Origin of the sequence: Pseudomonas sp. TH06, from assembly GCF_016651305.1 — a bacterium.
Taxonomy (GTDB): Bacteria; Pseudomonadota; Gammaproteobacteria; order Pseudomonadales; family Pseudomonadaceae; genus Aquipseudomonas.
This window is the reverse complement of record NZ_JAEKEC010000001.1, coordinates 4,829,467-4,853,061: the sequence shown is the minus strand read 5'-3', so window position 1 is coordinate 4,853,061 and position 23,595 is coordinate 4,829,467. Positions and strand designations below refer to the sequence as shown.

The window sequence follows — 23,595 nt, the reverse complement described above, 5'->3', positions numbered from 1 at the left end:
CAACTGTAAATCGCCCCCGATTGCGGGTGGCTGACTTACTATCGGCGCCAATTTTGGTTTCTTTTGGCTGTGAATGGAACTTTTTTATTTTTCATGGTCGGTGTGTCTTCGGCACGATTCGAGGCGTTATCTGTCTGGATCGGGCACAATGCCCGGAAACTTCACCTCGACGCTCTGGACTAACCTCCATTAGTCGCGTTGGGCTATAACCTTTGACACACATTTATTTGTAGTAAGGAGCATCAGCACATGCAACTCGGGATTATTGGACTGGGCCGCATGGGCGGTAATATTGCGCGGCGCCTGATGCTCAACGGTCACACCACCGTTGTTTACGACCGCAATACCGCTTTCATCGACAACCTGGTCGCCGAGGGTTCTACCGGCGTTGCCGACTTGCCGGCACTGGTTGCAGGCCTGGCCAAGCCGCGTGCCGTATGGGTCATGTTGCCGGCCGGCGCGCCGACCGAAGACACCATCAACACCCTGAGCACCTTGCTGGAAGCCGGTGACACCATCATCGATGGCGGCAACACCAACTATAAGGATGACATCCGCCGGGCCAAAACTCTGGCCGAGAAAGGCCTGCACTACATCGACGTCGGCACCTCCGGCGGCGTCTGGGGCCTGGAGCGCGGCTACTGCATGATGATCGGTGGCGATGCCGAGACCGTCAGCCGTCTTGACCCGCTGTTCGCAGCCTTGGCGCCAGGCATGGGTGACATCCCGCGCACCAAGGATCGCAAGTCCGATGACCACCGCGCCGAGCACGGCTACATCCACGCCGGTCCTGCCGGTGCCGGGCACTTCGTCAAGATGATCCACAACGGCATCGAGTACGGCATGATGGCGGCCTTCGCCGAAGGCTTCGACATTCTCAAGACCAAGTCCAGCGAGCGCTTGCCGGAAGATCAGCGTTTCGATCTGAACGTGGCTGACATTGCTGAAGTCTGGCGTCGTGGCAGCGTGGTGTCGTCGTGGTTGCTCGACCTGACGGCTGACGCACTGGCCAGCGATCCGAAGCTCGACGGTTTCTCCGGTTCTGTCGCCGACAGCGGCGAAGGCCAATGGACCATCGAAGCCGCCATGGAACAAGCGGTGCCGGTGCCGGTGCTGTCCAATTCGCTGTTCTCGCGCTACCGCTCGCGCGGTCAGGGCACGTTCGGTGACAAGATTCTTTCGGCCCAGCGCTTCGGCTTCGGCGGCCACGTGGAGACACCGAAGAAATGACCCATACGATCCGCAGGAAATCCAAGGCAGAACCCGCACCACCGACCACGCTGTTTCTGTTCGGTGCCCACGGCGACCTGGTCAAGCGCTTGCTGATGCCGGCGCTGTACAACCTCAGTCGCGACGGCTTGCTTGACGAGAACTTGCGGATCGTTGGCGTTGACCACAACGCCATTACCGATGAAGCCTTCGCGCAAAAGCTCGAAGACTTCATTCGTACCGAAGTGGCGGCGAAGGTCGGCAAGGGCGATCAGATGCTTGATCCGGCCTTGTGGGCCAAGCTCGCCAAAGGCATCAGCTACGTCCAGGGCGACTTTCTGGACGACAGCACGTATTCAGCGCTGGCGGCAAAAATCGCCGACAGCGGCACTGGCAATGCGGTGTTCTACCTGGCCACCGCGCCACGTTTCTTCAGTGAGGTGGTGCGCCGACTCGGCAGCGCCGGTTTGCTTGAAGAAACCCCCGAAGCGTTCAGAAGGGTAGTGATCGAGAAGCCGTTCGGCTCCGATCTGCAAACCGCTGAAGCATTGAACGCCTGCCTGCTCAAGGTGATGTCGGAAAAGCAGATCTATCGGATCGACCATTACCTGGGCAAGGAGACCGTGCAGAACATTCTGGTCAGCCGGTTTTCCAACAGCCTGTTCGAGGCGTTCTGGAACAATCATTACATCGACCACGTACAGATCACCGCCGCCGAAACCGTCGGCGTCGAAACCCGTGGCAGTTTTTACGAACACACCGGTGCACTGCGCGACATGGTGCCCAATCACCTGTTCCAGTTGCTGGCCATGGTTGCCATGGAACCGCCGGCGGCGTTCGGCGCCGATGCGGTACGCGGTGAGAAAGCCAAGGTGGTCGGCGCGATCCGTCCGTGGACGGTTGAAGAGGCGCGGGCCAACTCGGTGCGCGGCCAGTACGGCGCTGGTGAAGTCGACGGCAAGCCATTGAACGGTTATCGCCAGGAAGCCAACGTCGCGCCGGACAGCAGTACGGAAACCTACGTTGCGCTGAAGGTGATGATCGACAACTGGCGTTGGGTCGGCGTGCCGTTTTACCTGCGCACCGGCAAGCGCATGAGCGTGCGTGACACCGAGATCGTCATCTGCTTCAAACCGGCGCCTTATGCGCAGTTCCGTGACACCGAGGTCGATGAGCTACAGCCTACCTATCTGCGCATCCAGATTCAGCCCAACGAGGGCATGTGGTTCGACCTGCTGGCCAAGCGCCCGGGGCCGGCGTTGAACATGGCCAACATCGAGTTGGGGTTCGCCTACAAAGACTTCTTCGAAATGCAGCCTTCGACTGGCTACGAAACGCTGATCTACGACTGCCTGACGGGCGATCAGACGCTGTTTCAGCGCGCCGACAATATCGAGAACGGCTGGCGTGTGGTGCAACCGTTTTTGGATGCCTGGCAGCAGGACGCGAGTGTGCAGGGTTACGCCGCCGGAGAAGATGGCCCGCAGGCCGCCGAAGATCTGCTGACTCGCGATGGCCGCGTCTGGCATGGCCTCGGATGAGTGACGTGCCGAAACAACCGATCCGTTTTCTGCTGAGCGACATGGACGGCACGCTGTTGCTGCCCGATCACACACTGAGCCAGCGCACCCTCGACGCGGTGCATTCGCTGCGTGAGGCGGGCGTGTTGTTCAGCCTCGCCACCGGGCGTCCGCCGAAAGCCATGTTGCAGCAGATCGAGGCCTTGGGCGTCGATTTGCCGACGGCGGCGTTCAATGGTGGCACGATCGTCAATCCGGACGGTAGTTTGCTCGTCGCACATTATCTGCCTGCCACGACCGCGTTGATTGCACTGGCGACGTTTACCGATCAACCGGATGTCGAAATCTGGGTGTTCAGTGGCGGCGACTGGCTGGTCAAGGATCCGCATGGGCCGATGGTGCCACGCGAACAGCATGGCCTCGGTTATCCGCCAGTGGTGGTCGAGAGCTTCGAGCCGTATCTAGAGCACATAGACAAAATCGTTGCGACCAGCAACAACACTGAGTTGCTGATTGAGCTGGAGGCGCGCTTGCTGCCCAAGGTCAATGGCATGGCGCAGGTCTCGCGCTCGCAACCGGTGTACCTCGACGTCACCGCGCTGGAGGCCAACAAAGGCACCGCACTGGCGACCATTGCCGCGCACCTTGGTATCCCGCTGGAGCAGACGGCGGCGATGGGTGATGGTGGTAATGATCCGGCGATGTTCCATTGCGCGGGGTTGTCGATCGCCATGGGCCAGGCAGAGGAAGCGGTGAAGCGCCAGGCTGATGTGGTGACCGCGTCGAACACCGAGGATGGTGTGGCCGAGGCCATCGAGAAATACATCCTGCCGCGCTGAATTCACCCCAAAACAAATGTAGGAGTGAGCCTGCTCGCGATAGCAATGTTTCAGTCACCATTTTCTGGGCTGACACACCGCTATCGCGAGCAGGCTCACTCCTACAGTTTATTCGGTGTAATTACAGCCAGTAGCTGACCGCGTACCAGCCCAGCAGCCCCATCACCACGGTGTACGGCAACGCCATCCACACCATCCGCCCGTACGACAGGCGCACCAACGGTGCAATCGCCGACGTCAGCAGGAACAGAAACGCTGCCTGGCCATTCGGTGTGGCCACGCTTGGCAGGTTGGTGCCGGTGTTGATTGCAATCGCCAGCGTTTCGAAATGCTCACGGCTCATGTGCCCGGCGAGGAACGCCTGTTTCACTTCGGTGATGTAAATCGTCGCAACGAAAACGTTGTCGCTGATCGCCGAGAGCAGGCCGTTGGCAATGAACAACATGCCCGGTTGCTGATCGATCGGCAGCGCCAGCACCCACTCGATCAGCGGTACGAACAGCTGTTGATCGTGAATCACCGCGACCACGGCAAAGAACACCACCAGCAGTGCGGTAAACGGCATGGCGTCCTTGAACGCGCTGCCTAGACGGTGCTCGTCGGTGATCCCGGTAAATGCAGTGATCAGCACAATCACCATCAAGCCGATCAGGCCGACTTCGGCCAGATGGAACGCCAGACAGCCAATCAGGATCAGTGCCGCAGCGCCTTGCACCAGCAGCGCTGCTCGTTGGCGTGGGGTGCGTTCGGCGTTGTCTTCGGCGGCATAGTTGGCCAACACCGCGCGAACATTGTCCGGCAGCAGCGTGCCGTAGCCGAACCAGCGCAGTTTCTCCAGCAGTACGCAGGTGATCAGGCCTGCCGCCAGCACTGGCAGCGAAACCGGCGCGACTTTTTGGAAAAACTCACCGAAGTGCCAGCCCATTTCGTGGCCGATCAACAGGTTTTGTGGCTCGCCTACCAGCGTGCAGACGCCGCCGAGCGCTGTGCCGACCGCACCGTGCATCAACAGGCTGCGCAGGAACGCGCGAAACTGATTCAGGTCATCGTGATGCAGGGTTGGCAGGTGTTGGTCGTCACTGAAGCCGCTGTCCTGGCGCGGATCGTTGCCCGACGCCACCCGATGGTAGACCGAGTAAAAACCGACCGCCGCGCTGATGATCACCGCAGTGACCGTCAACGCGTCCAGAAACGCCGAGAGAAAAGCCGATAGAAAGCAGAACATCAGCGACAGTGCCGCTTTGGAGCGCACCCCCAATAACAGTCGCGAGAACAAAAACAGCAGCAGATCCTTCATGAAGTAAATGCCGGCCACCATGAACATCAGCAGCAGGATCACCGGGAAGTTGTGCACCAGTTCATCGTAGAGCGCCTGCGGCGTGGTCATCTTCAGCAGCAGGGCTTCGATCAACAGCAAACCGCCGGGCATCAACGGATAGCACTTGAGCGCCATGGCCAAGGTGAAGATGAACTCGATCACCAGCAACCAGCCAGCCGCGACCGGACCCACCGTGAACAGCACGACCGCATTAAGGATCAGAAATCCGACGATGGTCGCCTTGTACCAGCGTGGCGAGTGCCCGAGGAAATTTTGCGCGAACGCCTGGGCCATTGAACCGGACATCGGTTGCTCCTTGTTTTTAAGAAGGGCGCAAGTTGCCGGATGTATCAAATAAATTCAAGTTGTAACCACGCGAGCACGGCCCCGTGTAGGAGCTGCCGGTCTGGAAATGAGGGTTATAGATTGAGATACCGCGCGACCATCGCCCGGTAGTTGCCATCCAGCGAATAGCCTCCCACTAGAATGGCGTCGTCCGTTTGCACGGCCAGCGAATTTGCCGTGTCGAGGCTGCGCCCCAGGCGAGTGCGCAACCAGCCGCGGCCCTCACCGAAACTTTGGTCAAGGCGCCCGTCGGCGCAGTAACGGGCGACAATGAAATCCGCCTCGACGCCGCCAATGGTGGCGCCCACCGCGATGATCCGGCCGTCCGCCATGCACTGGGCGGCGCTCCATTGACAGCCGCTGGGGCCGATTTCCAACAGTTGCGGCTGGCCGTCATTGCGGCGCAAATCCGCCCGGCCATTGTGGTGCAGGGTGAGCGCCAGGCAACGGATCGGGTCGTGGCTGCTGCCGAAACAGTGCAGGGCGTCTGCGGATTCAAGGATCTGACTGACCTGAGCGCTTTTACCGTGGGCCTTGAACGCCATGAAGCCGTCCACCGCGAAGCGTTCATCCAGACAGCCATTGGGCAGATAACGCGCCAACAGGCCTTCCTGAGGAAAATCGATCGAGCCGCCCACCACAATTCGGCCATCCTTCTGCAGCATCAGCCTGCTGAGCCAGGTATTGAGCAGCAGTTGGCGGATCATCACGAAACCGCGACCGTTGAAGGTGTCATCCAGACTGCCGTCAGGCTTGAGGCGAATCAGCATGCCGGCGTGATCAGCCAATTCGAAGTGGTGATTGGCGATCAGCAGAATATGCCCGTCGTCCTGTACGGCGAAATCGCAGGCTTCGGCGCCCGGTACGCCAGGCGGCAGCCAGCTGTCGCGTGTACCCATGGACAAATCTCCCGGCAGACGGACCACCTGACGGCCATTCTCGCCGAAGGTTTGATCAGGCTTGCCTTGCGCATCAAACAGGGCAAGAGCGGGCAGGGTGCGATGAGTGTTTTCATAATGCAGGCCCGCCAGCAGGATTCGTCCATCGGGCAGCGCCTGTACTTTACCGGCCATGGCTTCGAAGCCCGGGGCAAATGTATCGATCACGCTGCCCTGATCACCAAAGGACAGATCGGCAGAGCCATCCGTCAGCAGACGCGCCAAGCCGAAGCGGCTGCCCGTAGCGATGCCGACCTTGGCGGCAACCAGAATCCGCCCCTGCGCATCGAGCGCAACATCCTGAGTCAGGCTGGACAGACTGCCGGCGAAATACACCTGAGCCACTCCGGTGGCGGCAAATGATTTGTCGAGTTGGCCGGCATTATTCAAAAGCGTCGGCAGCGCAAAGGCGTTCAGGGTGGACATGCACGCATCTCCTTGCGAGTTGACCGTGACCGGGAAACCGGTGGGTAACTGCATGAGCGAAACATTCAAAACCTGAACAACAAGAAGTACAACTGTAAGAACTAACAGATGGGAGGTCACACTGTGCCAGAACAGTGTCTTTTCGAACCAATAGCAAGCCTGCCAAGCAGTTAAGCGGATCTGCGCTGTGAAAAGTTGCACACATGTAACGGGGGACTTATCAGAAACAGTAACTAACAAGCGGCGGGCGGATGACGTTTTTGTCATCCGCAGCGTCCGGCTGTCAGTGGGACATCGACCAGGATTGCAGCGCGTAACCTTCTTCGCTGAGTTCAGCGCGGGCCTGTTGCAACAGTTGCTCCAGTTGCGCCGGATCAGAGTAGGCGCTGCTTGGAATCTGTTTGCGGCCAATGCGCGAGTTGGTGCAGTCGATGACGGTCAGGCTCAGTTCGCCATTGCCGTCTAGTGGGGCCCAGGCCACGCATTGGAAAGGTTTGAACGCGTGGTTGGCAATCAAAAGAGCTTCGTTGATACGGAGCGGGGCGGTCATGGGGTCTTCTCTCTTTAGTGCCCAATCAAGTGATGTGCCGTCGGTTGGGCTTACCGTTCGGCTGGTTACTTGTACTGATGCACGCAACCCGGGAGCAGGTCACACTCGAAACAAAGAAATTTCAACTTTCTTTCATTGGCTCGGTTTTTCGAGAGTTTTTGAAAGCTTGTTGAAAGGTCTTTGCCAGTGATTAAGTCGATAGCTAACTAACCAAACACATACATATAACGAATTTACTTGTACACCTATAAGCAATCGATACAAGGCGCTGTCAAAATCTTGCTAATGTTACAGTCGGGTCTGCCAAATGACTGTTTTTACAATCATTTCTAATATTTGGCGCCAAGGAACAGTCATGAGCGAAGCGCCTGCGTTAAGACGTTTATTGGTAGTCGACCCTTGCGACGACTGTCACCGCTTATTGCCCGGTTTGCGCGCGATAGGATGGGATGTCGACAGTTGTACTCTGGAAAACGCCGCCGACCGCAGTTGCGATGTCGGCTTGCTGCGTTTGCAGCCTTTTCACCTCGAACGCCCCGAAGCCGTCAAAGAACTGATCAGCCGCAGCGGCACCGAATGGATCGCTGTGCTCAATCAGGAAGTCCTGCGTTTGCAGAACGTCGGTGACTTCGTCTGCGAATGGTTTTTCGATTTCCATACCTTACCGTTCGACGTATCGCGGGTGCAGGTCACCCTCGGTCGGGCGTTCGGCATGGCGCGCCTGCGCGGGCAGGGCACGATTCACGTCGATCAGCCCGAGCATGAGCTGCTGGGTGACAGCAGACCGATCCGCGAATTGCGCAAGCTGCTGAGCAAACTGGCGCCGACCGAATCGCCGGTGTTGATTCGCGGTGAAAGCGGCACCGGCAAAGAACTGGTGGCGCGTACGCTGCATCGTCAGTCTCAGCGCCACAGCAAGCCGTTTGTGGCGATCAACTGCGGGGCGATTCCCGAGCACTTGATTCAGTCCGAGCTGTTTGGTCATGAGAAAGGCGCGTTTACCGGCGCTCATCAGCGCAAGGTCGGGCGTATTGAAGCGGCCAACGGTGGCACGTTGTTTCTCGATGAAATCGGTGATCTGCCGCTGGAGTTGCAAGCCAACCTGCTGCGTTTTCTACAGGAAAAACACATCGAGCGCGTGGGCGGCAGTCAGCCGATCCCTGTTGATGTGCGGGTACTGGCGGCGACTCACGTCGATCTTGAGGCCGCCATCGAGAAAAAACGTTTTCGTGAAGACCTGTACTACCGGCTCAATGTGCTGCAAGTCGTGACTGCGCCGTTGCGTGAACGCCACGGCGATCTGTCGATGCTGGCCAACCACTTTTCGCATTTTTACAGCCATGAAACCGGGCGTCGTCCGCGCAGTTTCAGTGAGGATGCGCTGATTGCGATGGGTAAACATGATTGGCCCGGGAATGTGCGCGAACTGGCCAACCGTGTGCGTCGCGGTCTGGTCCTGGCAGAAGGTCGGCAGATTGAAGCGCGGGATCTGGGCTTGATCAGTCAGCAGTCGATCGCCACGCCCATGGGGACGCTGGAGGACTACAAGACCCGCGCTGAACGTCAGGCGTTGTGCGATGTGTTGAACCGGCACAGTGACAATCTTAGCGTTGCGGCCAAAGTGCTCGGGGTTTCGCGGCCGACGTTTTATCGGCTGCTGCATAAACATCAGATACGTTAAAAAACATAGATCAAAAGATCGCAGCCTGCGGCAGCTCCTACATTTGAAACCTGTAGGAGTTGGCGCAGGCTGCGATCTTTGTTTTTGCTTTAGAAGTAGTACGGGAATTTCAGGCTGAAGGAAAAGTCCGGGGCATCATCCGTAAGGCCGATGGACAGGTTGGGCACGATGGTCAGGTTATCGGTGGCCGCAATGGTCATACCGACGTTGAAGTAGCCGGCGTTGGCGTCGCTGGACACCACCGATTGCCAATCCCCACCATCCTGTTTCAGCTTGCTCTTGCGCTGTACCAGGTCGGACATCGAGAACGACATACTCATCTTCTCGTTCAGTGCAAAGGCAATACCGGCACCGATCTGGAAGCTGTCGCCAATTTGTACCTTGCCCGGGGTTTTCTGGTTGACGGTCGAGCTGATGTCGTCGAACGACTCTTCCAGGTTGTGGGTGTAGGACAGACTGCCGAACAACACCGCCGGGTCGAACGTCTTGACCAGCGAGATGCCGGGCGTGACCGACCAGACGCCGTTGCCGGTCGGCAGGGTGTCAGGCACGAACAGGTTGGAGTTGGCATCGGTCTGGCGCAGTTTGATACCAAACGGGTCCTTGCCGGTTGGCGCCTTGACCCGCAAGGTGACCACGGCGTCCGGGGTGTTGGCCGATTCGTCGAGGAACTTGTAGGCGATGCCGAAGTTGACGTCGCCGATGGTTGGGTCGCGAGTCACGTCCTGCTCGGTGGTGACGTTGGACGCACCGCCGTTGCCGCCGCCGGACTGATAGGTCGAATCGCGGTAGACCACCGGCACGTTCAGGTCGAACTGCCAGCGATTGTCGAAGTTGTATCGACCGGTGAGATCAAGCGTCCAGGTATCCGCCTTGATCCGGTCAAGGTTGATATTGCCGAGGAAGATCGAGTCCAGCGCCAGAAAGCCGTTGAGAATCAACTGGCGAGTGTCATAACGCGAATAGGTGATGCCGGTTTCAAAGCTGAATTTGCCCCCGCCGAAGAAGCCGCTGGCCTCGTCATACAGGTTGGATACGCTCTGCGCCGGTTGCGAATCGTCGGCCAGTGACTGGCCATAAGATGCTCCACTGCCCCCCGCTGCGCCCCCCGACGCTGCTGCGGCCCCGGTACCGGTAGCCACTTTTGGATTGCCTTTGAGGTCGGCTGGCGACTTGGCCAAACGTTTGGGTTGTGGTGCGGCGGGTTGATCTTCGACCTGGCGGACTCGCTGTTCGAGTACCGCCAGGGCCTTTTGTTGTACTTCGTATCGTTGCTTCAGCTCCAGAAGTTCCTGTTTCAGGGTTTCCACATCAGCGTCGGGTGCTGCTTGCAGCATCGCGGCCGGTAGAAGCGTACTAAGACATACAGCGGCGCGCAGTGATACTGATCGATACATGAATAAGCCGTCCCTTTAAGCCCAATGATCGAGACTCAGCGTAGTTCAATATCCAATATTGCGTAGTGCCCTGAGTTGAGTCAGGTTGCAGTCCAGTGCGCCGGCACTCATGCCGTTATTGTTCAACACAACGTTGAGTTGGGTCATGTTATTGACCACGTTGGCACTGCCGAGCAAACGGGTGTTCTGCAGCAAGCCACCTTGGGCCACTTGTTGCAGGGCCGTGCCTTGATTGCCTGAGGCCTGAATGGCCATTTGCACGCCACTGCCCGTGGCCGAGACCGCGACGCTGCCGGCCGCGTTGCTGCCACCGATGGTTTGCCCGGCCATCAAGGCCTGGCCTTGAGCGGGTACGAGGGCCGGCGCCTGGTTGGCTTCCGAAACGTTGATCGCGACGTTGTTATAGGCGGTATTGGTGTCGCCGGCGGCGCGTACGCTTTGTGTCACGCCCTGGCTACTGTTGAGGCCGGCACCCCCCGTGATCGTGCCTGTGCCGGCCGCGAGGGCGTTGCCGTTGCCGGTTTCCTTGATGGTTTGCACATAGAATTCTGGTTTGATTGTCGCTGCTTGAAGTTGCATCGAGGTCGAAGCCCCGATCAGATCACCGCTGGCGTTGCGCCAGGTACTGCTCATGACAATGCCGAAGCTGATAATCCGCCCCGGCATGACATAACGACCACGTAGTTCGGACAATTCCTTGTCCTGTATTTCTATAGGCGTGAATCCTGCATTGGCATAGCCTGACGCGCTCGCTGCCAGGCAGGCGGCGGCCAGCCAGTATGAGGTTTTCATCTGCTGCTCCCGGGACATCCAGCCCCATTCTTTATAATCGGCGATTAAAAGAAGTCGCTCTGTATGAACCCGAAGTCCATCAATTCAGCATCTCTGACAGGGTTGAAGTTATCCAGCTTGTTCTTGGCCGTCAGCGGTGTCGGCGGGCTGCGCAATGCATTGGTTTTGTCATAACCGGGGCCGACGATGGCGAAGACAATGCCGTTCCAACCTTTGACAAAGTCATCATGGGCGTAGCGTTTGTGGCCGAGTACCGGGTCTCCGATGTAAACCCAATTCTTGTCCGCACGCTGCAACACCACGAAATGCTTGTAGCCGCGAATTTCCATCAGTACCACCACCGGGATGGTTACAGCGTCGAGTTTTTCCGGCGGAATCTTGTAGCCTCTGGCGCGCATGCCGATGCTTTCTATGTAGCGCTTCATGTCGAGCATGGAAAAACCCTGAGTACGAACAAGGTCCTGGTCTGCGTTGACCAGCATGCCTTTGATGATGTGCTCCTCATCGACGTCGAGCCAATAGCCTTGGCGTAACACCGTGGCCAGTGCGGCAGCGCCGCAGCTGAAGTCGGTTTTCTGTTCGACGATGTCGGCAAACTTGCGCTCACGGATGCTTTGCACGTGCTTGTAGATGAGCGTGCCGCCGGGAAGGGCAGCCACGGGCATCTGGGCAGCCTGGGTCAGGCCGGACAGACAAAGCAGAGCGATAAGGGCAGTCTTACGCATGATCGATACGCCTTTGCGGACTGAGGAAAAGCCCCGTTTCCGGGGCTTTCGTTTCGATCGCGATTACATGCAGGCTTTGCAACCTGCGGCGATGGACAGCGAGTTGCTTTGTTGGTTGCCAACACCTGCGGCGTTGTTGAAGCCACCGTTGCCGGACCAGTTGTTGCCCACGTTGGTCATGTTGGCATTGTTGGTGACTGGGTTTTTCCAGCCGTCTGGAGTCATCACTTGTTGAGTGGTTACACCAGCCAGGCCGAAGACACCCACGGCTTCGAAGGTAGCTTTCTGATCTTTGCTACCGCCGCTGCCGCCATGGCCTTTGCTGTCGTTGCCATAACCGCCACCGCTGTGACCGTGATCGTCATCTTTGATGGTAGCTTCGCCCACGGCGCCGAACACGCCGGCGGCGGCAACAGTGCCAGTGAGGGTATCTTTTTTGTAGGTTTGAGTGCCGTTGTTGGCCACAGTCAGACCTGAGGAGCTTTGGTTGGCAGCGGCAGCAGCCTGCGCTACACGACCACCGGACACGGCGATTGCGAGGTTGTTTTTCTGTTGGTTGAAGTCGCCGGCGCTGTTGTTCACGCCGATGTTGCCGGAGCCACTGTTGCCGACGTTGTTCATGCTGGCATTGGCAGTGCTGGAGTAGTTGCCTACACCGTTGTTGGCGTTAACTTGAGTTGCACTGGAGGCAGCAACCGCAGTACCGAAGATGAAGCTTTCGTCAGCAGTCGCCAGTGCGGCGGCGTTGTCTTGTTGGTTGCCGTCGCCTGCGGTGTTGTTCGCACCGATGTTGCCGTTGGCACCATTGAGCGAGCCATTGATGTTGGCGTTGTTTTGAGTGCCCTGGTTCAGTACGGCGTTGCCGCCGCTGCTTTGCACGTCGAGCACTGCAGCACCGGCGCCAGCGCCGATTTGCAGGAGTTCCTCAAGGCTTGGGCCTTTAGGTGGAGGAGGCTGGTGACCGTGGCCGCCATTGTTACCATGATCATTGCCGCCCGCTTGAGCCGCCATTGCCATTACTGCTGCAAGAGCGAAAACCAGTGGTTTCAGAGCCATTTGAGTTTTCATGGTGTTACTCCGTGCTTATTAGTTGGTTAAGTGTTGGTACTTTCTAATTGCACTGCTTTTTATTTGGGTCAGTCTGCGACCCGGATGCTCAGGGTGTTAGCCATACGGTTCCCCACCCCGGCACTCTGGTTCACCTGGATTACCCCTCGGCTGCCGGTGAAGGCCTGATCACTTGTCGTGACCTGGCGACTGCCGGGTGAGGTACCAGTTGCTCCTGAGCTCGGTAACAACGCCACGTTCTGTTGAGAAAGGGCGCTATCGTCAACGCTCTGCGGGGCAGCACTGATGCTGACGCGCGTGACGTTGGCCATCTGGTTGTTGGCCCCGGCGCCCTGGTTCACACCGAGGATCCCGTTGCCATTACTGAATGAGTTGCCGCCAATGGTTGCGCTGGCATTCGTCGACGGATTGCCCGGTGTGTCGATGTGCTGGCGGACGACGGTGGTGGCGCTGGCCGAGGTGCCAATGGCAATCGCCTTGGCGTTGGTCTGTTGCATTTGGTCGCCGGCGGCCTGGTTGACGTTGTAGTTGCCGCGATACTGGACGCCGGTGTTCTGAATGTTGGCGTTGTCCACTGAACTGGGGTCGGCCATGGCACTGGTGCAGCCGAGGAGGGCAAGCAGAAGGAGGGTGCGATTCATCTTATTGGCCTCCAGCCATGCGGGTCAGCGGGGCAAGGCCGGTACTGAGTGACCGATTGATGGTGTTGGAGATCGAACTGCCGTTGCCGCCGCCATGACCGCCACTCATGCCGGGCAGACCGTTGGGATTGGTCAGAACATTGGTACCCGGCAGGCCACCGACGGTTGTCGACATGGTGCCGCGAATCGAAGAGCCACTGGCTACACTGGCAAAGTCACCGTCATTCAGTTCGGTGCTGGTCATCGCTTGATCGATGCGTGCCGAAGGGTTGGCGTTGACAGTGGTCGGGTAGGGGTCTTTGCCACCGCTGCGACCGATAGGGATCGGCTGGACGTCGCGGTTGAGGACGATCACGCCATTGCCTTCGGCCTGAACGTTGAAACTGATGAATGCACTGGCTGCTGATCCGATCAGCAGGAGGCAGGTCAGGTTTTTATTGAAGTTCCCCACGGCTGCAATTCCTTCTTCAGTGGGCTGCCCTTGTCAGCGTTGTGAAGGAGAGAGCGAAAGCTGTGCCGCTTTTTTATTGTTTCGAATTTTCAATGAGTTATGCGCAGAGAACGCGTACTTGATACACAAGCTGTTTCAGCGATGAAACAGGCACTGCGGCGCTGACCTGTCTTTTTGCTGAACAATGCTCTGGGACAAGGGTTTGCGGCACAGTGTTTCAGCAGCGTAACAAGGGCACGATCAAAGCGATCAATCCCTTGAAACGGGCCCTTTGCACGCGGGGAGGTGTTTCAGGAACGGACACTTTGCCCCCAAAACCGGGTAAACAGGCCCACAAAGACTGGTTATTGCGCGAGCAGTGCTTCGACCGCTGCAAAGGCTCGCGCCTGGCGTTCAGCCCAATTGCCTTGAATGATCTTGAAGGGCTGGTCATGGCGTTCCAGCCATTCCCGCGTAGCCTGATAAAACGCCAGGCGCTGATCCAGATCCGGCTGGCAGCGCTGACCGTCATCGGTCCAGTCGATCTGCTCGGGAGACAATAGAAGGTGCAGGTCGTAATGCCGCGCCAGCAACTCCGGCTCAAGCCACGTTGGGCAATCGCCGAACAGCGTCTGACTCCAGAGCATGTTGCTCAGCAGGTGGGTGTCGAGAATCAGCAGTGGCGGACGTTGCGCCTGCGCCTGATCTTCCCATTGCAGTTGCCCGCGAGCGATCTCGGGAATGTCGGCCAGACAGGTGTCGCGAGGGTTCTGCTCGATAAACCAGCGCACGTACTCGTCGACCCGCAGCCCGCCGAACCGTTGCTGCAGGCCGGCGGCCAGCCAACTCTTGCCGGAGGACTCGGGGCCGGTCAGAACGACTACTTTCATGTGCGCAACGCCGGATCGGCGCGCCATTCGCGCCAGCCCTGAATCGCAATCAGGGTGAATAAGGCGTACAGCGCTGCGGTGAGGTACAGGCCTTTATAAAGGAACAGGCCAACGAAAATCACATCGAGGACGAACCACAGCGCCCAGCACTGCAGGCGTTTCTGCGCCATCCACAGCTGCGCCACCAGACTGAAACCGGTCAGCGCCGCATCCAGCCACGGTTGCGCGGCGTCAGTCCAATGCGCCATGGCGGCGCCAAGCAACACACTGCCGAGTGCGCCGACGCTCAGCCCCAACAATATCGAGCGGCTGTCCAGGCGCGTGACCTGACGTCCGTCGTGCATCGTCCCGGCGCGCGTCCATTGCCACCAGCCATAGACTTGCAGCGCGGCGTAGATCACTTGCAGCAACATGTCCGAGTACAGCTTCACGTCATAGAAGATCCAGCTGTACAGCAACACCATGACCAGCCCGATCGGCCAGCACCACGGATTCTGTTTGACCGTCAGCCAGACGGCGATCACACCGAGGGCGGCGGCAAACAGTTCAAGCCCGGACATGTGGGTTCCTTGGGAGGAGTTGAGGAGGGGGCGGATTGTACCCAGAAAAACTGTAGGAGTGAGCCTGCTCGCGATGGCGGTGGGTCAGCCACTCTTGGTTGACTGATACGACGCTATCGCGAGCAGGCTCACTCCTACAGGGGAACGGTGCTAGACGCGGAACTGACGCAGCAGGCCGTTGAGTTGTTCGCTCAACTGGCCAAGTCGCACGCTGGCGGCGCTCGACTGCTCGGCTGCGATGGCCGTGCTGTGCGACAGACCGGCGGCCTGGGTCACGTTCTGATTGATGTCCTCGACCACATGCGCCTGTTGCAGCGTGGCGCTGGCAATCGAGGCATTCAGGCCATTGAGGTTGCGCAGCGCCTGGCCGATGGCGTTCAGGCTGGCGCCGGCCAGTCCGGCCTGTTCAATGGTCAGTTGCGAAGCCTTGCTGCTGTCACCAATCACCTTGGCCGCGGCCTCGGAGTGATTTTGCAGACGCTCGATCATCGACTGGATTTCTGCCGTCGACTTCTGCGTACGCTGCGCGAGCAAGCGCACTTCATCCGCCACAACGGCAAAACCACGACCCTGTTCACCGGCGCGGGCCGCTTCGATGGCCGCGTTCAGTGCCAGAAGATTGGTCTGCTCGGCAATCGAGCGAATCACTTCCAGCACGCTGCCGATCTGCGTGCTTTCGGCGGCCAGCGTGCGGATCACCTCAACCGCTTGATCGATGGTGCCGGACAACTTGTCGATCTGTTGCAGACTGCCGTCAATGTTGATCTGGCCTTGTTGCGCCTGCGCTTCGGCATCACGCATCTCGGCGGCTGCATGCTCGGCGTTTTTCGCCACGTCCTGCACACCGTAGGTCACCTCGTTGATCGCGGTGGCCACCAGTTCCATCTGCTGCGATTGCTGCTGGCTGCGCTGCTGGGCCTGCGACGCATCGTTGCCAAGCTCGCTGGACGACTGGCCCAGCGCGCTGGCCGAGATCTGCAAGTCGCCGATCACCCGGCGCAGTTTGGCGGTAAAGGCGTTGAAGTGATGAGCCAGCTCAGTCACTTCATCCTTGCCATGGGTATCGAGGCTGCGGGTCAGGTCGCTTTCGCCGCTGGCGATGTTGGCCATGGCGTTCACGGTCTCCTGCAACGGACGGACGATGCTGCGTGCAATCAGGATCACCAGCAATGCCATGATCACGGCGATGGCCAAACCAATGACCGTGGCCTTGATCACCTGGCCCTGGAATTCGACCTGCACATCGTCGACATACACGCCGGAACCGAGCACCCAGCCCCACGGCTCGAACAGTTTGACGTATGAAGTCTTGGCCACCGGCTCACTGGCGCCTGGCTTCGGCCAACGGTAATCGACCATGCCGGCGCCCTTGGACCTGGCAATCGCCACCATTTCGTTGAACACCGCGAAACCATCCGGGTCGCGAATCGCCGAGAGATTCTGGCCTTCGAGTTTGGGATTGGTCGGGTGCATGACCATTACGGGGGTAAGGTCGTTGATCCAGAAGTAGTCGCTCTGGTCATAACGCAGACCACGGATGGCGGTCAGCGCCTGCTTCTGCGCAGCCTCCTTGGTCAGAGTGCCGGCGGTTTCCAGGTCGTGGTAATAGGTCAGCAAACCGCTGGCGGTCTGCACCACATGCTGGGTTTTCTGGGCCTTGGCGCGATACAAGTCATCGTGGATCTGCTGGAGCATCAGCACGCCCAAGGTCAGCAACATGACCACCGCCACCACCAAAATGAGCCACAAGCGTCGGCTGATCGACACACTGCGCAAGCTGTTCATAACGCTGTCACTCCGGATTCTTTTTCTTGTAATAAACGACCGCCAGCATCCAATCACGATTTTGTGAGCGGGCATACGCGACCCAAGTCGTATAACGCGGCAGCGCTATTAAGGCTTGTCTGTTAGGATTTCGGCCCCGCGCGTGAAAACCTGAATCCAAGTTAATATTTCACGGAATTTTGACCCTTCCGTGTGGATCCTGTGCGCGCGGAATCGGTACAGCAAAACCAGCTACGCTGATCGCAGTGAACGTAAAAAAATACTATCGGAGCATGCCCGTGTGCATCGCTCTTTGGGGGATTGATGGATCTTTGGACTGCCTTGCAGGCACTGATACTAGGAGTTGTAGAAGGGCTGACGGAGTTTTTGCCCATTTCCAGTACCGGACACCAGATCATTGTCGCCGACTTGCTGAATTTCGGCGGCGAACGGGCCATGGCGTTCAACATCATCATCCAGCTCGGCGCGATCCTCGCGGTGGTCTGGGAATTCCGCCGCAAGATTCTCGATGTGGTGGTTGGTTTGCCAACACAGCCAAGCGCACGGCGTTTCACCGCCAACCTGCTGATCGCGTTTTTGCCCGCCGTCGTGCTGGGTGTAATCTTTGCCGACCTGATCCATGAATACCTGTTCAACCCGATTACCGTTGCGACGGCGTTGGTTGTAGGCGGGATCATCATGTTGTGGGCTGAACAACGTCAGCATGAAGTGCATGCCGAAACGGTCGACGAGATCACCTGGAAAGACGCATTGAAGGTCGGATTCGCCCAGTGCCTGGCGATGATCCCCGGCACCTCGCGTTCCGGCTCGACGATCATTGGTGGCTTGCTCTTCGGCCTGTCGCGCAAGACCGCCACCGAGTTCTCGTTCTTCCTCGCCATGCCAACCATGGTCGGTGCTGCGGTTTACTCGGGCTACAAGTATCGCCATCTGTTTGTTCCGGCGGACTTTCCGGTGTTCGCCATCGGCTTCGTCACCGCGTTCATCTTCGCGATGATCGCTGTGCGTGGTTTGCTCAAGTTTATCGCCAGCCACAGTTACGCAGCTTTCGCCTGGTATCGGATCATCTTTGGTCTGTTCATTCTGGCGACGTGGCAGTTCGGCTGGGTGGACTGGGCAGCGGCAAAACCATGAGTGATTCCCGCGCACGCCGTCCTGAGGGTCGCCCGTCCGGCGGCCCTATTCAGTATCTGAAATTGAAACTGCTGGTGCTGGTGATCGTCTGCGCCTTGCCGTTGTTCGGCTCGCTGTCGATGTGGCTGCGCGGGATTTCACTGGTGCCGATGGCGGCGTATGGAATCGTCAGCGTGCTGGCGTTTTTCCTGTACTGGGCCGACAAACGCAAGGCTCGCGCCGATGCGTGGCGCACGCCGGAAAACATCCTGCATGCGGTGGAGTTTGCGGGCGGCTGGCCGGGCGCGTTGATTGCTCAGCAAGTGTTCCGGCACAAGACGCGCAAGGTGTCGTATCAGATTCTGTTCTGGGTCATCGTTTTGTTGCACCAGGTGTTCTGGATCGACCAACTGTTCCTCCGCTTGAACCTGCTGAACCTGTTCTAACCCACACCAAATTCCCCTGTAGGAGTGAGCCTGCTCGCGATAGCGAATTGTCAGTCGACAACTTGTTAGCTGATCCACCGTTATCGCGAGCAGGCTCACTCCTACAGGGAACGGGGTTACAGCAATAGAGCGATTTGAGTTTTCTTCGGCAACTTGCTCACCACCAACTGATGCGAGCGCTGCAGCAATCCCTGCAGTTCCTCGGTGCCCAGCGGGTAGGGCGGGTGCATGATGATCCACTGTGCCCGGGCCAGATACGGCGCGGGGTGGATGCCCGGGCGGTCGCAATGGCCGAGAAACAGATCCTTGTCGACCTTGAACGCCAGCGAGTCACCGCGCAAACCCTGCAAGGCAAACATCTTGTTGCCGGCAATCGAAAATACCCGCACGCCACCCCATTTGTAGTCTTCCCGCGCACCCGGCAACGCCAGGCAGAACGCAGCAACGTCCGCTTCGCTCATCTTTCCCTTCTTCATAACAACCGCTCCCCACAGGCATTGAACGATTCGACCAGGTGATCGATCCACGCACGCACGGCCGGCATCACGCCACGCCGATGCGGATACACCGCTTGCAGCCAGCCGCCGGGCAGCGACCATTCGGGCAGCAACTGCACCAGCGCGCCGCTTTCCAGCTCCGCTTCGCAATACATCATCGGCAACAGGGTAAAACCCTGACCGGCGAGGACGCAGGTCTTGCGCACTACGAAATCGTCGATGCCCAGACGCGCTTCCATGTTCAGTTCGAAACTGTGGCCCTGCTGATCAAGCAGGCGCACATGCACCATGCGATCGGCCTCCAACGCCCCCAGCACCGGCAGGTTCTTCAGGTCTTGCGGGTGACTGATCGCTTGCCCTTGCATAAACGTCGGGCTGGCCACCACGACCATTTGCGCCTGACGCAAACGGCGGGTAACCAGCAACGGGTCTTCGTCGCCCAGTTCCCGCACACGCAAGGCAACATCGAAACCCTCTGCAACCAGATCGACCCGACGGTTGAGCAGCACGACTTCCAATTGCACCTGGGGGAATTTGCCGAGAAAATCGCTGATCACCCACGGCAGCATTTCGCGGGCCAGCCCGGTCGGGCACGACACGCGCAGACGACCGCGTGGCTCGGTGGACATACTGGCGACGGCTTCGTCGGCCATTTCAGCTTCGAGCAACATGGCCTGGCAATGACGCAGATAACGCTCACCCACGGCCGTGAGATTGAGTTGGCGGGTGGTGCGTTGCAGCAGGCGGGCGCCGAGACGCTCTTCCAGTTCGGCGATGCGCCGTGACAGCCGTGATTTGGGAATGCCCAGCAATCGGCCGGCGGCCGCAAAGCCACCTGCCTCGACGACTTTGGCGAAATAGTAGAGATCGTTGAGATCTTGCATGGTTGATATCCGACTGTTCTATCAGTGGGACAAACTATCGCATTGTCGCCGTCTAATCATCCATTGGTTTCTTGCGTAGGATTCTCTCCATTCCGTCGCCACCGGCGATTCATTCCAGGAGATTCCACATGAAACTGCTGCATATCGATTCGAGCATTCTGGGCGACAACTCGGCTTCCCGTCAGTTGAGCAGCCAAGTCGTCAAAGCTTGGCAAGCCGCTGAGCCAGGCGCCGTGGTGACTTACCGCGACTTGGCCGCCGACGCCATCAGCCACTTCTCCTCGACCACTCTGGTCGCCGCCGGCACCACCGCTGAACTGCGCAACGCCGCGCAACAGCACGAAGCCGAGCTGAGCGCCTCGACCCTGGCCGAGTTCATCGCGGCTGACGCCGTAGTGATTGCTGCGCCGATGTACAACTTCACCGTACCGACCCAGCTCAAGGCGTGGATCGACCGTGTGGCCGTTGCCGGTCAAACCTTCCGTTACACCGAAGCCGGCCCTGAAGGCCTGTGCGGCGGCAAGAAAGTGGTGATCGTCTCCACCTCCGGCGGTATCCATGCCGGGCAGGCCAGCGGCATCGCCCACGAAGAATACCTGAAGCTGGTTCTGGGCTTCCTCGGCATCACCGACATCGAAATCGTCCGTGCCGAAGGTCTCGCGTATGGTGACGAAGTGCGCAACAACGCCATGACCGCGGCTCAAGCGAAGATCAGCGAGCAACTGTTCGCCGCTGCGTAAGGCTTGCGTAAAGAACAGCTGAGGTTCAGGTAATACCCAAAAAACTCTGTATTCTGGTTCTGCAAGGGCCGAATACGGAGTTTTTTGTTTCTGACTGTTACATAATCTGGCCCGGGTTATGCAGTCAAACGATCAGCGTCTGAGTGCAGTGTCGTAACGGACCGCCGAATCCCCGGCGTTCCGGCCCGACAACGCAACGGATCTTTCGATTGAGTAACAACAGGGTGGGGCATCCCATGATGCGTCTTTGTGCAACGTTACTGATTTGCCTGCTGGGCAGCCTGAATTCAGTGCAAGCTGCGCCGGGGCTGCACCCTGTCTGGAGCGTCGGTTATCACGAGATGACCTTCCTCGATCCGCTGGATCTGCAACCGATGCGCGCCATCGCGTTCTATCCCTCCAGCGACCGCGAGCACATGAGCCTGCTCGAAGGTTATTCGGTCGCAGCCGGTGAAGACACCAAAGTCGCCATGGGCCGCTTTCCGATGCTGATGCTGTCCCACGGCAACACCGGCACGCCGCTGGCGCTGCACGATCTCGCCACCTCGCTGGCTCGCAAAGGTTTTGTCGTGGTGGCGGTGATTCACCCCGGCGACAACTCCAAGGATCACAGCCGCCTCGGCACCCTGAGCAATCTCTACGGCCGACCGATCCAGATTTCCGAAGCGATTACCGCGACCCTTGGCGACCGCATGCTGGCGCCGTTCGTCAATGCTGACCAGGTGGGCGTGATCGGCTATTCGGCGGGTGGCGAGACGGCGCTGATTCTGTCGGGTGCGCAACCGGATCTGGATCGCCTGCGCCGCTATTGCCAGGAGCGTCCCGACGACCGCGACGCCTGCAACACCAAGGGCGAGCTGATCGTCGATCGCGATGACCTGCAACCGGTCGCTGATCCGCGCGTGCATGCCTTGTTGTTGATGGCGCCGTTGAGCCTGAAATTCGGTCGTCATACTCTGGCCGATGTGCATGTGCCGGTGCTGCTCTATAGCGGCGACGGCGACAAGCTCGTGGCGTTCGACAAAAACGCTGCCGCACTGGCGCGCAAACTGCCGACCGCACCGGACTTCAAGTTACTCGCCGGGGCAGGGCACTTCGTGTTCATGGCGCCGTGCACAGAAGAGCAGATCCTCGCCATGCCGGCGCTGTGCACCGACGCCGATGGTGTGGATCGCGAAGACATCCATCGCAATCTGATTTCCGAAGCCGGGCGGTTCTTTGCGCATGCACTGGGCAAACCGACGCGGGCGGGGATGCAGACTGCCGATCAATAACCTGACCCCACAAACACCGCTAGTCCGCTAATGTAGGAGTGAGCCTGCTCGCGATAGCGGAGTGTCAGTCGACATTTCCTTCACTGATACTCCGCTATCGCGAGCAGGCTCACTCCTACAAGGATTTCGCCAGACCTCAGGTCTTGGCCCGGCGCTTGAGCAGTAGCGTTAATCCCAGCCCGGTCACCGACAGCATCGCCGCGCAAAAGAAAATCCACGAATACCCCAGGTTCAACGCCACCGCGCCCATCAACGGCCCAGCCACCGCCAGCGCCAGATCGAAGAACACGGCGTAAGCGCTCAACCCCGCGCCACGGCTGGAGTTGGGCACTTGCTTGATCGCTTCGACGCCCAGCGCCGGATACACCAGCGACAGGCCAAACCCGGCCAGCCCCGCACCGATCAGCGCATACGCGGTGGAGGGCGCCAGCCACAACAGCGTCAGCCCGACGGTCTCGATGGTCATGCAGGCAATCGCCGAAGTGAAGCCGCCGAATCGCGCAATCGCCGAAATGAACATCAGGCGCGAAAGGATGAAGCACACGCCGAACACCGTCAGGCAATACGCCGCGCCGCTCCATCCGCGATTGAGGTAATACAGGGTGATGAACGTGGTCAGCGTGCCGTAACCGATCGACGCCAGGCTCAGACTGGCGCCAAACGGTGCGATCCGGCCAAACACTGCCCAGAACGGCAGGCGTTCACCGCGCACCACCGGCACTGACGGTTTGTTACGGATCAGCACCAGCGCGATGGCCGCCAATGCCGTCAGCGCAATCCCCAGACTGGCAAAACCGTAGTCGGCGACCATCACCACGCCCAGTGGCGCCCCAATCGCAATCGCGCCATACGAGGCTATGCCGTTCCAGCCGATGGAGCGCGCCGTGTGTTCAGCGCCGACCTGACCCATGCACCAACTGATGGTGCCGACACCGATCAGGCCCTGAGCGATGCCAAGCAGCAAGCGCCCGGCGATCAGAATCAACAGGCTGGTCAGCGGGAAGCTTTGCAACAGCGTTGAAATCAGCGTCAACACACCGCTGAGCACAATCCCCAGCAAGCCATAAACAATCGCCCGTTTGGTGCCGATGGTGTCCGACATACGCCCGGCCATCGGTCGGCTGAGCAGCGTGGCCAGGTACTGCGAGCCGATCACCAGCCCGGCGATGATCGCGCTGAAACCCAACTGCTCATGCACGTAGCCGGGCAACACAGCAATCGGCAGGCCGATGCAGAGGAAGGCAATAAAGGTATAAAACACGATGGAGACGATCTGCAGGGTGATCGCCATGGAGCTTTGCGGTGGCTGTTGCTGCGCAGACATGAGAACTCGTTCGCGGGCGGCGGTAGGAGAGCTCGCATCATGGCGTGGGTCTGAAATAAAAGGAAGCAGGCTAACGATCAAAAGATCGCAGCCTGCGGCAGCTCCTACAGGAGTTCGCTTTTGATTTTGTAGGAGCTGCCGCAGGCTGCGATCTTTTGATCTTGCCTCTTTAATACAAAAGCCCCGTCACATGGACAGGGCTT

23 protein-coding genes are annotated in these 23,595 nt (G+C 58.9%); 8 read left to right on the top strand and 15 right to left on the bottom strand.

The genetic code is table 11. The annotated features are described in order from the left end of the window. Nucleotides 1-249: 249 nt before the first annotated feature. Genes gnd through JFT86_RS21595 form a run of 3 tightly spaced genes read left to right on the top strand, consistent with a single transcriptional unit; the run spans nt 250 to nt 3,568 of the window. Nucleotides 250-1,230: a phosphogluconate dehydrogenase (NAD(+)-dependent, decarboxylating) gene (gnd, locus tag JFT86_RS21605; RefSeq protein ID WP_201238248.1), complete on the top strand. Its 981-nt coding sequence runs from the start codon at nt 250-252 to the stop codon at nt 1,228-1,230. Continuing rightward, the gene (gene zwf / locus JFT86_RS21600) at nt 1,227-2,750 is read left to right on the top strand and encodes a glucose-6-phosphate dehydrogenase (RefSeq protein ID WP_201238247.1); all 1,524 of its coding nucleotides are present in this window, start codon (nt 1,227-1,229) and stop codon (nt 2,748-2,750) included. The genes gnd and zwf overlap by 4 nt, the downstream gene beginning before the upstream one ends. Then, on the top strand, nt 2,747-3,568 hold the full coding sequence (locus JFT86_RS21595) for an HAD family hydrolase (RefSeq protein WP_201238246.1): 822 nt from the start codon (nt 2,747-2,749) through the stop codon (nt 3,566-3,568). The genes zwf and JFT86_RS21595 overlap by 4 nt, the downstream gene beginning before the upstream one ends. Before the next feature lie 121 nt (nt 3,569-3,689). On the opposite strand, the gene nhaB is transcribed toward JFT86_RS21595, so the two are convergent. The 3 genes from nhaB to JFT86_RS21580 form a co-directional block, all read right to left on the bottom strand. Beyond that, a complete protein-coding gene (gene nhaB / locus JFT86_RS21590) occupies nt 3,690-5,192 on the bottom strand; it encodes a sodium/proton antiporter NhaB (RefSeq protein ID WP_201238245.1) in 1,503 nt (500 codons plus the stop codon). A gap of 113 nt (nt 5,193-5,305) precedes the next feature. Next, entirely contained in the window at nt 5,306-6,595 is a 1,290-nt protein-coding gene (locus tag JFT86_RS21585; RefSeq protein WP_201238244.1) for a hypothetical protein, read from the bottom strand. A 283-nt stretch (nt 6,596-6,878) separates the two neighbouring features. Then, complete coding sequence (locus JFT86_RS21580) at nt 6,879-7,145, bottom strand: hypothetical protein (protein WP_201238243.1); 267 nt, start codon at nt 7,143-7,145, stop codon at nt 6,879-6,881. Nucleotides 7,146-7,500: 355 nt separating this feature from the next. On the opposite strand from JFT86_RS21580, the gene JFT86_RS21575 reads away from it, so the two are divergent. Further along, the gene (locus JFT86_RS21575; protein ID WP_201238242.1) at nt 7,501-8,826 is read left to right on the top strand and encodes a sigma-54 dependent transcriptional regulator; all 1,326 of its coding nucleotides are present in this window, start codon (nt 7,501-7,503) and stop codon (nt 8,824-8,826) included. Nucleotides 8,827-8,915: 89 nt separating this feature from the next. Here the strand turns inward: JFT86_RS21575 and JFT86_RS21570 are convergent, their stop codons facing one another. The 9 genes from JFT86_RS21570 to JFT86_RS21530 all read right to left on the bottom strand — a co-directional run bounded on the left by JFT86_RS21570 (nt 8,916) and on the right by JFT86_RS21530 (nt 17,114). Continuing rightward, a complete protein-coding gene (locus tag JFT86_RS21570; RefSeq protein WP_201238241.1) occupies nt 8,916-10,223 on the bottom strand; it encodes a hypothetical protein in 1,308 nt (435 codons plus the stop codon). A gap of 45 nt (nt 10,224-10,268) precedes the next feature. Then, nucleotides 10,269-11,015, bottom strand: a complete 747-nt coding sequence (locus JFT86_RS21565) for a hypothetical protein (RefSeq protein WP_201238240.1) — start codon at nt 11,013-11,015, stop codon at nt 10,269-10,271. A 44-nt stretch (nt 11,016-11,059) separates the two neighbouring features. Beyond that, nucleotides 11,060-11,740 (bottom strand): C39 family peptidase, encoded by a 681-nt coding sequence (locus JFT86_RS21560; protein WP_201238239.1) that lies wholly within the window; start codon nt 11,738-11,740, stop codon nt 11,060-11,062. 63 nt (nt 11,741-11,803) lie between these two features. Beyond that, nucleotides 11,804-12,808, bottom strand: a complete 1,005-nt coding sequence (locus JFT86_RS21555) for a heme utilization protein (protein ID WP_201238238.1) — start codon at nt 12,806-12,808, stop codon at nt 11,804-11,806. Nucleotides 12,809-12,876: 68 nt separating this feature from the next. Beyond that, on the bottom strand, nt 12,877-13,449 hold the full coding sequence (locus tag JFT86_RS21550; RefSeq protein ID WP_201238237.1) for an adhesin: 573 nt from the start codon (nt 13,447-13,449) through the stop codon (nt 12,877-12,879). A gap of 1 nt (nt 13,450) precedes the next feature. Then, nucleotides 13,451-13,900 (bottom strand): hypothetical protein, encoded by a 450-nt coding sequence (locus JFT86_RS21545; RefSeq protein WP_201238236.1) that lies wholly within the window; start codon nt 13,898-13,900, stop codon nt 13,451-13,453. Nucleotides 13,901-14,244: 344 nt separating this feature from the next. Continuing rightward, a complete protein-coding gene (locus JFT86_RS21540; RefSeq protein ID WP_201238235.1) occupies nt 14,245-14,769 on the bottom strand; it encodes an AAA family ATPase in 525 nt (174 codons plus the stop codon). Continuing rightward, a complete protein-coding gene (gene pnuC / locus JFT86_RS21535) occupies nt 14,766-15,329 on the bottom strand; it encodes a nicotinamide riboside transporter PnuC (RefSeq protein ID WP_201238234.1) in 564 nt (187 codons plus the stop codon). The genes JFT86_RS21540 and pnuC overlap by 4 nt, the downstream gene beginning before the upstream one ends. Before the next feature lie 150 nt (nt 15,330-15,479). Next, a complete protein-coding gene (locus tag JFT86_RS21530; protein WP_201238233.1) occupies nt 15,480-17,114 on the bottom strand; it encodes a methyl-accepting chemotaxis protein in 1,635 nt (544 codons plus the stop codon). 303 nt (nt 17,115-17,417) lie between these two features. Here JFT86_RS21530 and JFT86_RS21525 point away from each other — a divergent pair, with 303 nt between their 5' ends. Together JFT86_RS21525 and JFT86_RS21520 are read left to right on the top strand one after the other, a co-directional pair. Beyond that, nucleotides 17,418-18,248, top strand: a complete 831-nt coding sequence (locus tag JFT86_RS21525) for an undecaprenyl-diphosphate phosphatase (protein ID WP_201238232.1) — start codon at nt 17,418-17,420, stop codon at nt 18,246-18,248. After that, nucleotides 18,245-18,673, top strand: coding sequence for a DUF1294 domain-containing protein (locus JFT86_RS21520; protein ID WP_201238231.1), 429 nt, complete (start codon nt 18,245-18,247; stop codon nt 18,671-18,673). The genes JFT86_RS21525 and JFT86_RS21520 overlap by 4 nt, the downstream gene beginning before the upstream one ends. A gap of 116 nt (nt 18,674-18,789) precedes the next feature. On the opposite strand, the gene JFT86_RS21515 is transcribed toward JFT86_RS21520, so the two are convergent. Then, the gene (locus tag JFT86_RS21515; RefSeq protein ID WP_201238230.1) at nt 18,790-19,149 is read right to left on the bottom strand and encodes an MmcQ/YjbR family DNA-binding protein; all 360 of its coding nucleotides are present in this window, start codon (nt 19,147-19,149) and stop codon (nt 18,790-18,792) included. Then, nucleotides 19,146-20,054 (bottom strand): LysR substrate-binding domain-containing protein, encoded by a 909-nt coding sequence (locus tag JFT86_RS21510; RefSeq protein ID WP_201238229.1) that lies wholly within the window; start codon nt 20,052-20,054, stop codon nt 19,146-19,148. Before JFT86_RS21510 ends, JFT86_RS21515 begins: the two co-directional genes overlap by 4 nt. A 128-nt stretch (nt 20,055-20,182) precedes the next feature. Here JFT86_RS21510 and JFT86_RS21505 point away from each other — a divergent pair, with 128 nt between their 5' ends. Continuing rightward, entirely contained in the window at nt 20,183-20,794 is a 612-nt protein-coding gene (locus JFT86_RS21505) for an FMN-dependent NADH-azoreductase (RefSeq protein WP_201238228.1), read from the top strand. A 236-nt stretch (nt 20,795-21,030) separates the two neighbouring features. Further along, entirely contained in the window at nt 21,031-22,068 is a 1,038-nt protein-coding gene (locus JFT86_RS21500) for a dienelactone hydrolase (RefSeq protein ID WP_201238227.1), read from the top strand. 136 nt (nt 22,069-22,204) lie between these two features. Here JFT86_RS21500 and JFT86_RS21495 read toward each other — a convergent pair whose 3' ends face one another. Continuing rightward, nucleotides 22,205-23,392, bottom strand: a complete 1,188-nt coding sequence (locus JFT86_RS21495) for an MFS transporter (RefSeq protein ID WP_201238226.1) — start codon at nt 23,390-23,392, stop codon at nt 22,205-22,207. Nucleotides 23,393-23,595 lie beyond the last annotated feature (203 nt).

Excerpts from the sequence above, each read along its gene's own strand:
- gnd (WP_201238248.1), top strand. The coding sequence starts at position 250 with ATGCAACTCGGGATTATTGGACTGGGCCGCATGGGCGGTAATATTGCG.
- JFT86_RS21505 (WP_201238228.1), top strand. The coding sequence starts at position 20,183 with ATGAAACTGCTGCATATCGATTCGAGCATTCTGGGCGACAACTCGGCT.
- zwf (WP_201238247.1), top strand. The coding sequence starts at position 1,227 with ATGACCCATACGATCCGCAGGAAATCCAAGGCAGAACCCGCACCACCG.
- JFT86_RS21560 (WP_201238239.1), bottom strand. The coding sequence starts at position 11,740 with ATGCGTAAGACTGCCCTTATCGCTCTGCTTTGTCTGTCCGGCCTGACC.
- JFT86_RS21495 (WP_201238226.1), bottom strand. The coding sequence starts at position 23,392 with ATGTCTGCGCAGCAACAGCCACCGCAAAGCTCCATGGCGATCACCCTG.
- JFT86_RS21530 (WP_201238233.1), bottom strand. The coding sequence starts at position 17,114 with ATGAACAGCTTGCGCAGTGTGTCGATCAGCCGACGCTTGTGGCTCATT.
- JFT86_RS21510 (WP_201238229.1), bottom strand. The coding sequence starts at position 20,054 with ATGCAAGATCTCAACGATCTCTACTATTTCGCCAAAGTCGTCGAGGCA.
- JFT86_RS21515 (WP_201238230.1), bottom strand. The coding sequence starts at position 19,149 with ATGAAGAAGGGAAAGATGAGCGAAGCGGACGTTGCTGCGTTCTGCCTG.
- pnuC (WP_201238234.1), bottom strand. The coding sequence starts at position 15,329 with ATGTCCGGGCTTGAACTGTTTGCCGCCGCCCTCGGTGTGATCGCCGTC.
- JFT86_RS21500 (WP_201238227.1), top strand. The coding sequence starts at position 21,031 with ATGATGCGTCTTTGTGCAACGTTACTGATTTGCCTGCTGGGCAGCCTG.
- JFT86_RS21580 (WP_201238243.1), bottom strand. The coding sequence starts at position 7,145 with ATGACCGCCCCGCTCCGTATCAACGAAGCTCTTTTGATTGCCAACCAC.
- JFT86_RS21550 (WP_201238237.1), bottom strand. The coding sequence starts at position 13,449 with ATGAATCGCACCCTCCTTCTGCTTGCCCTCCTCGGCTGCACCAGTGCC.
- JFT86_RS21585 (WP_201238244.1), bottom strand. The coding sequence starts at position 6,595 with ATGTCCACCCTGAACGCCTTTGCGCTGCCGACGCTTTTGAATAATGCC.
- JFT86_RS21575 (WP_201238242.1), top strand. The coding sequence starts at position 7,501 with ATGAGCGAAGCGCCTGCGTTAAGACGTTTATTGGTAGTCGACCCTTGC.
- JFT86_RS21595 (WP_201238246.1), top strand. The coding sequence starts at position 2,747 with ATGAGTGACGTGCCGAAACAACCGATCCGTTTTCTGCTGAGCGACATG.
- JFT86_RS21555 (WP_201238238.1), bottom strand. The coding sequence starts at position 12,808 with ATGAAAACTCAAATGGCTCTGAAACCACTGGTTTTCGCTCTTGCAGCA.
- nhaB (WP_201238245.1), bottom strand. The coding sequence starts at position 5,192 with ATGTCCGGTTCAATGGCCCAGGCGTTCGCGCAAAATTTCCTCGGGCAC.
- JFT86_RS21565 (WP_201238240.1), bottom strand. The coding sequence starts at position 11,015 with ATGAAAACCTCATACTGGCTGGCCGCCGCCTGCCTGGCAGCGAGCGCG.
- JFT86_RS21525 (WP_201238232.1), top strand. The coding sequence starts at position 17,418 with ATGGATCTTTGGACTGCCTTGCAGGCACTGATACTAGGAGTTGTAGAA.
- JFT86_RS21520 (WP_201238231.1), top strand. The coding sequence starts at position 18,245 with ATGAGTGATTCCCGCGCACGCCGTCCTGAGGGTCGCCCGTCCGGCGGC.
- JFT86_RS21540 (WP_201238235.1), bottom strand. The coding sequence starts at position 14,769 with ATGAAAGTAGTCGTTCTGACCGGCCCCGAGTCCTCCGGCAAGAGTTGG.
- JFT86_RS21570 (WP_201238241.1), bottom strand. The coding sequence starts at position 10,223 with ATGTATCGATCAGTATCACTGCGCGCCGCTGTATGTCTTAGTACGCTT.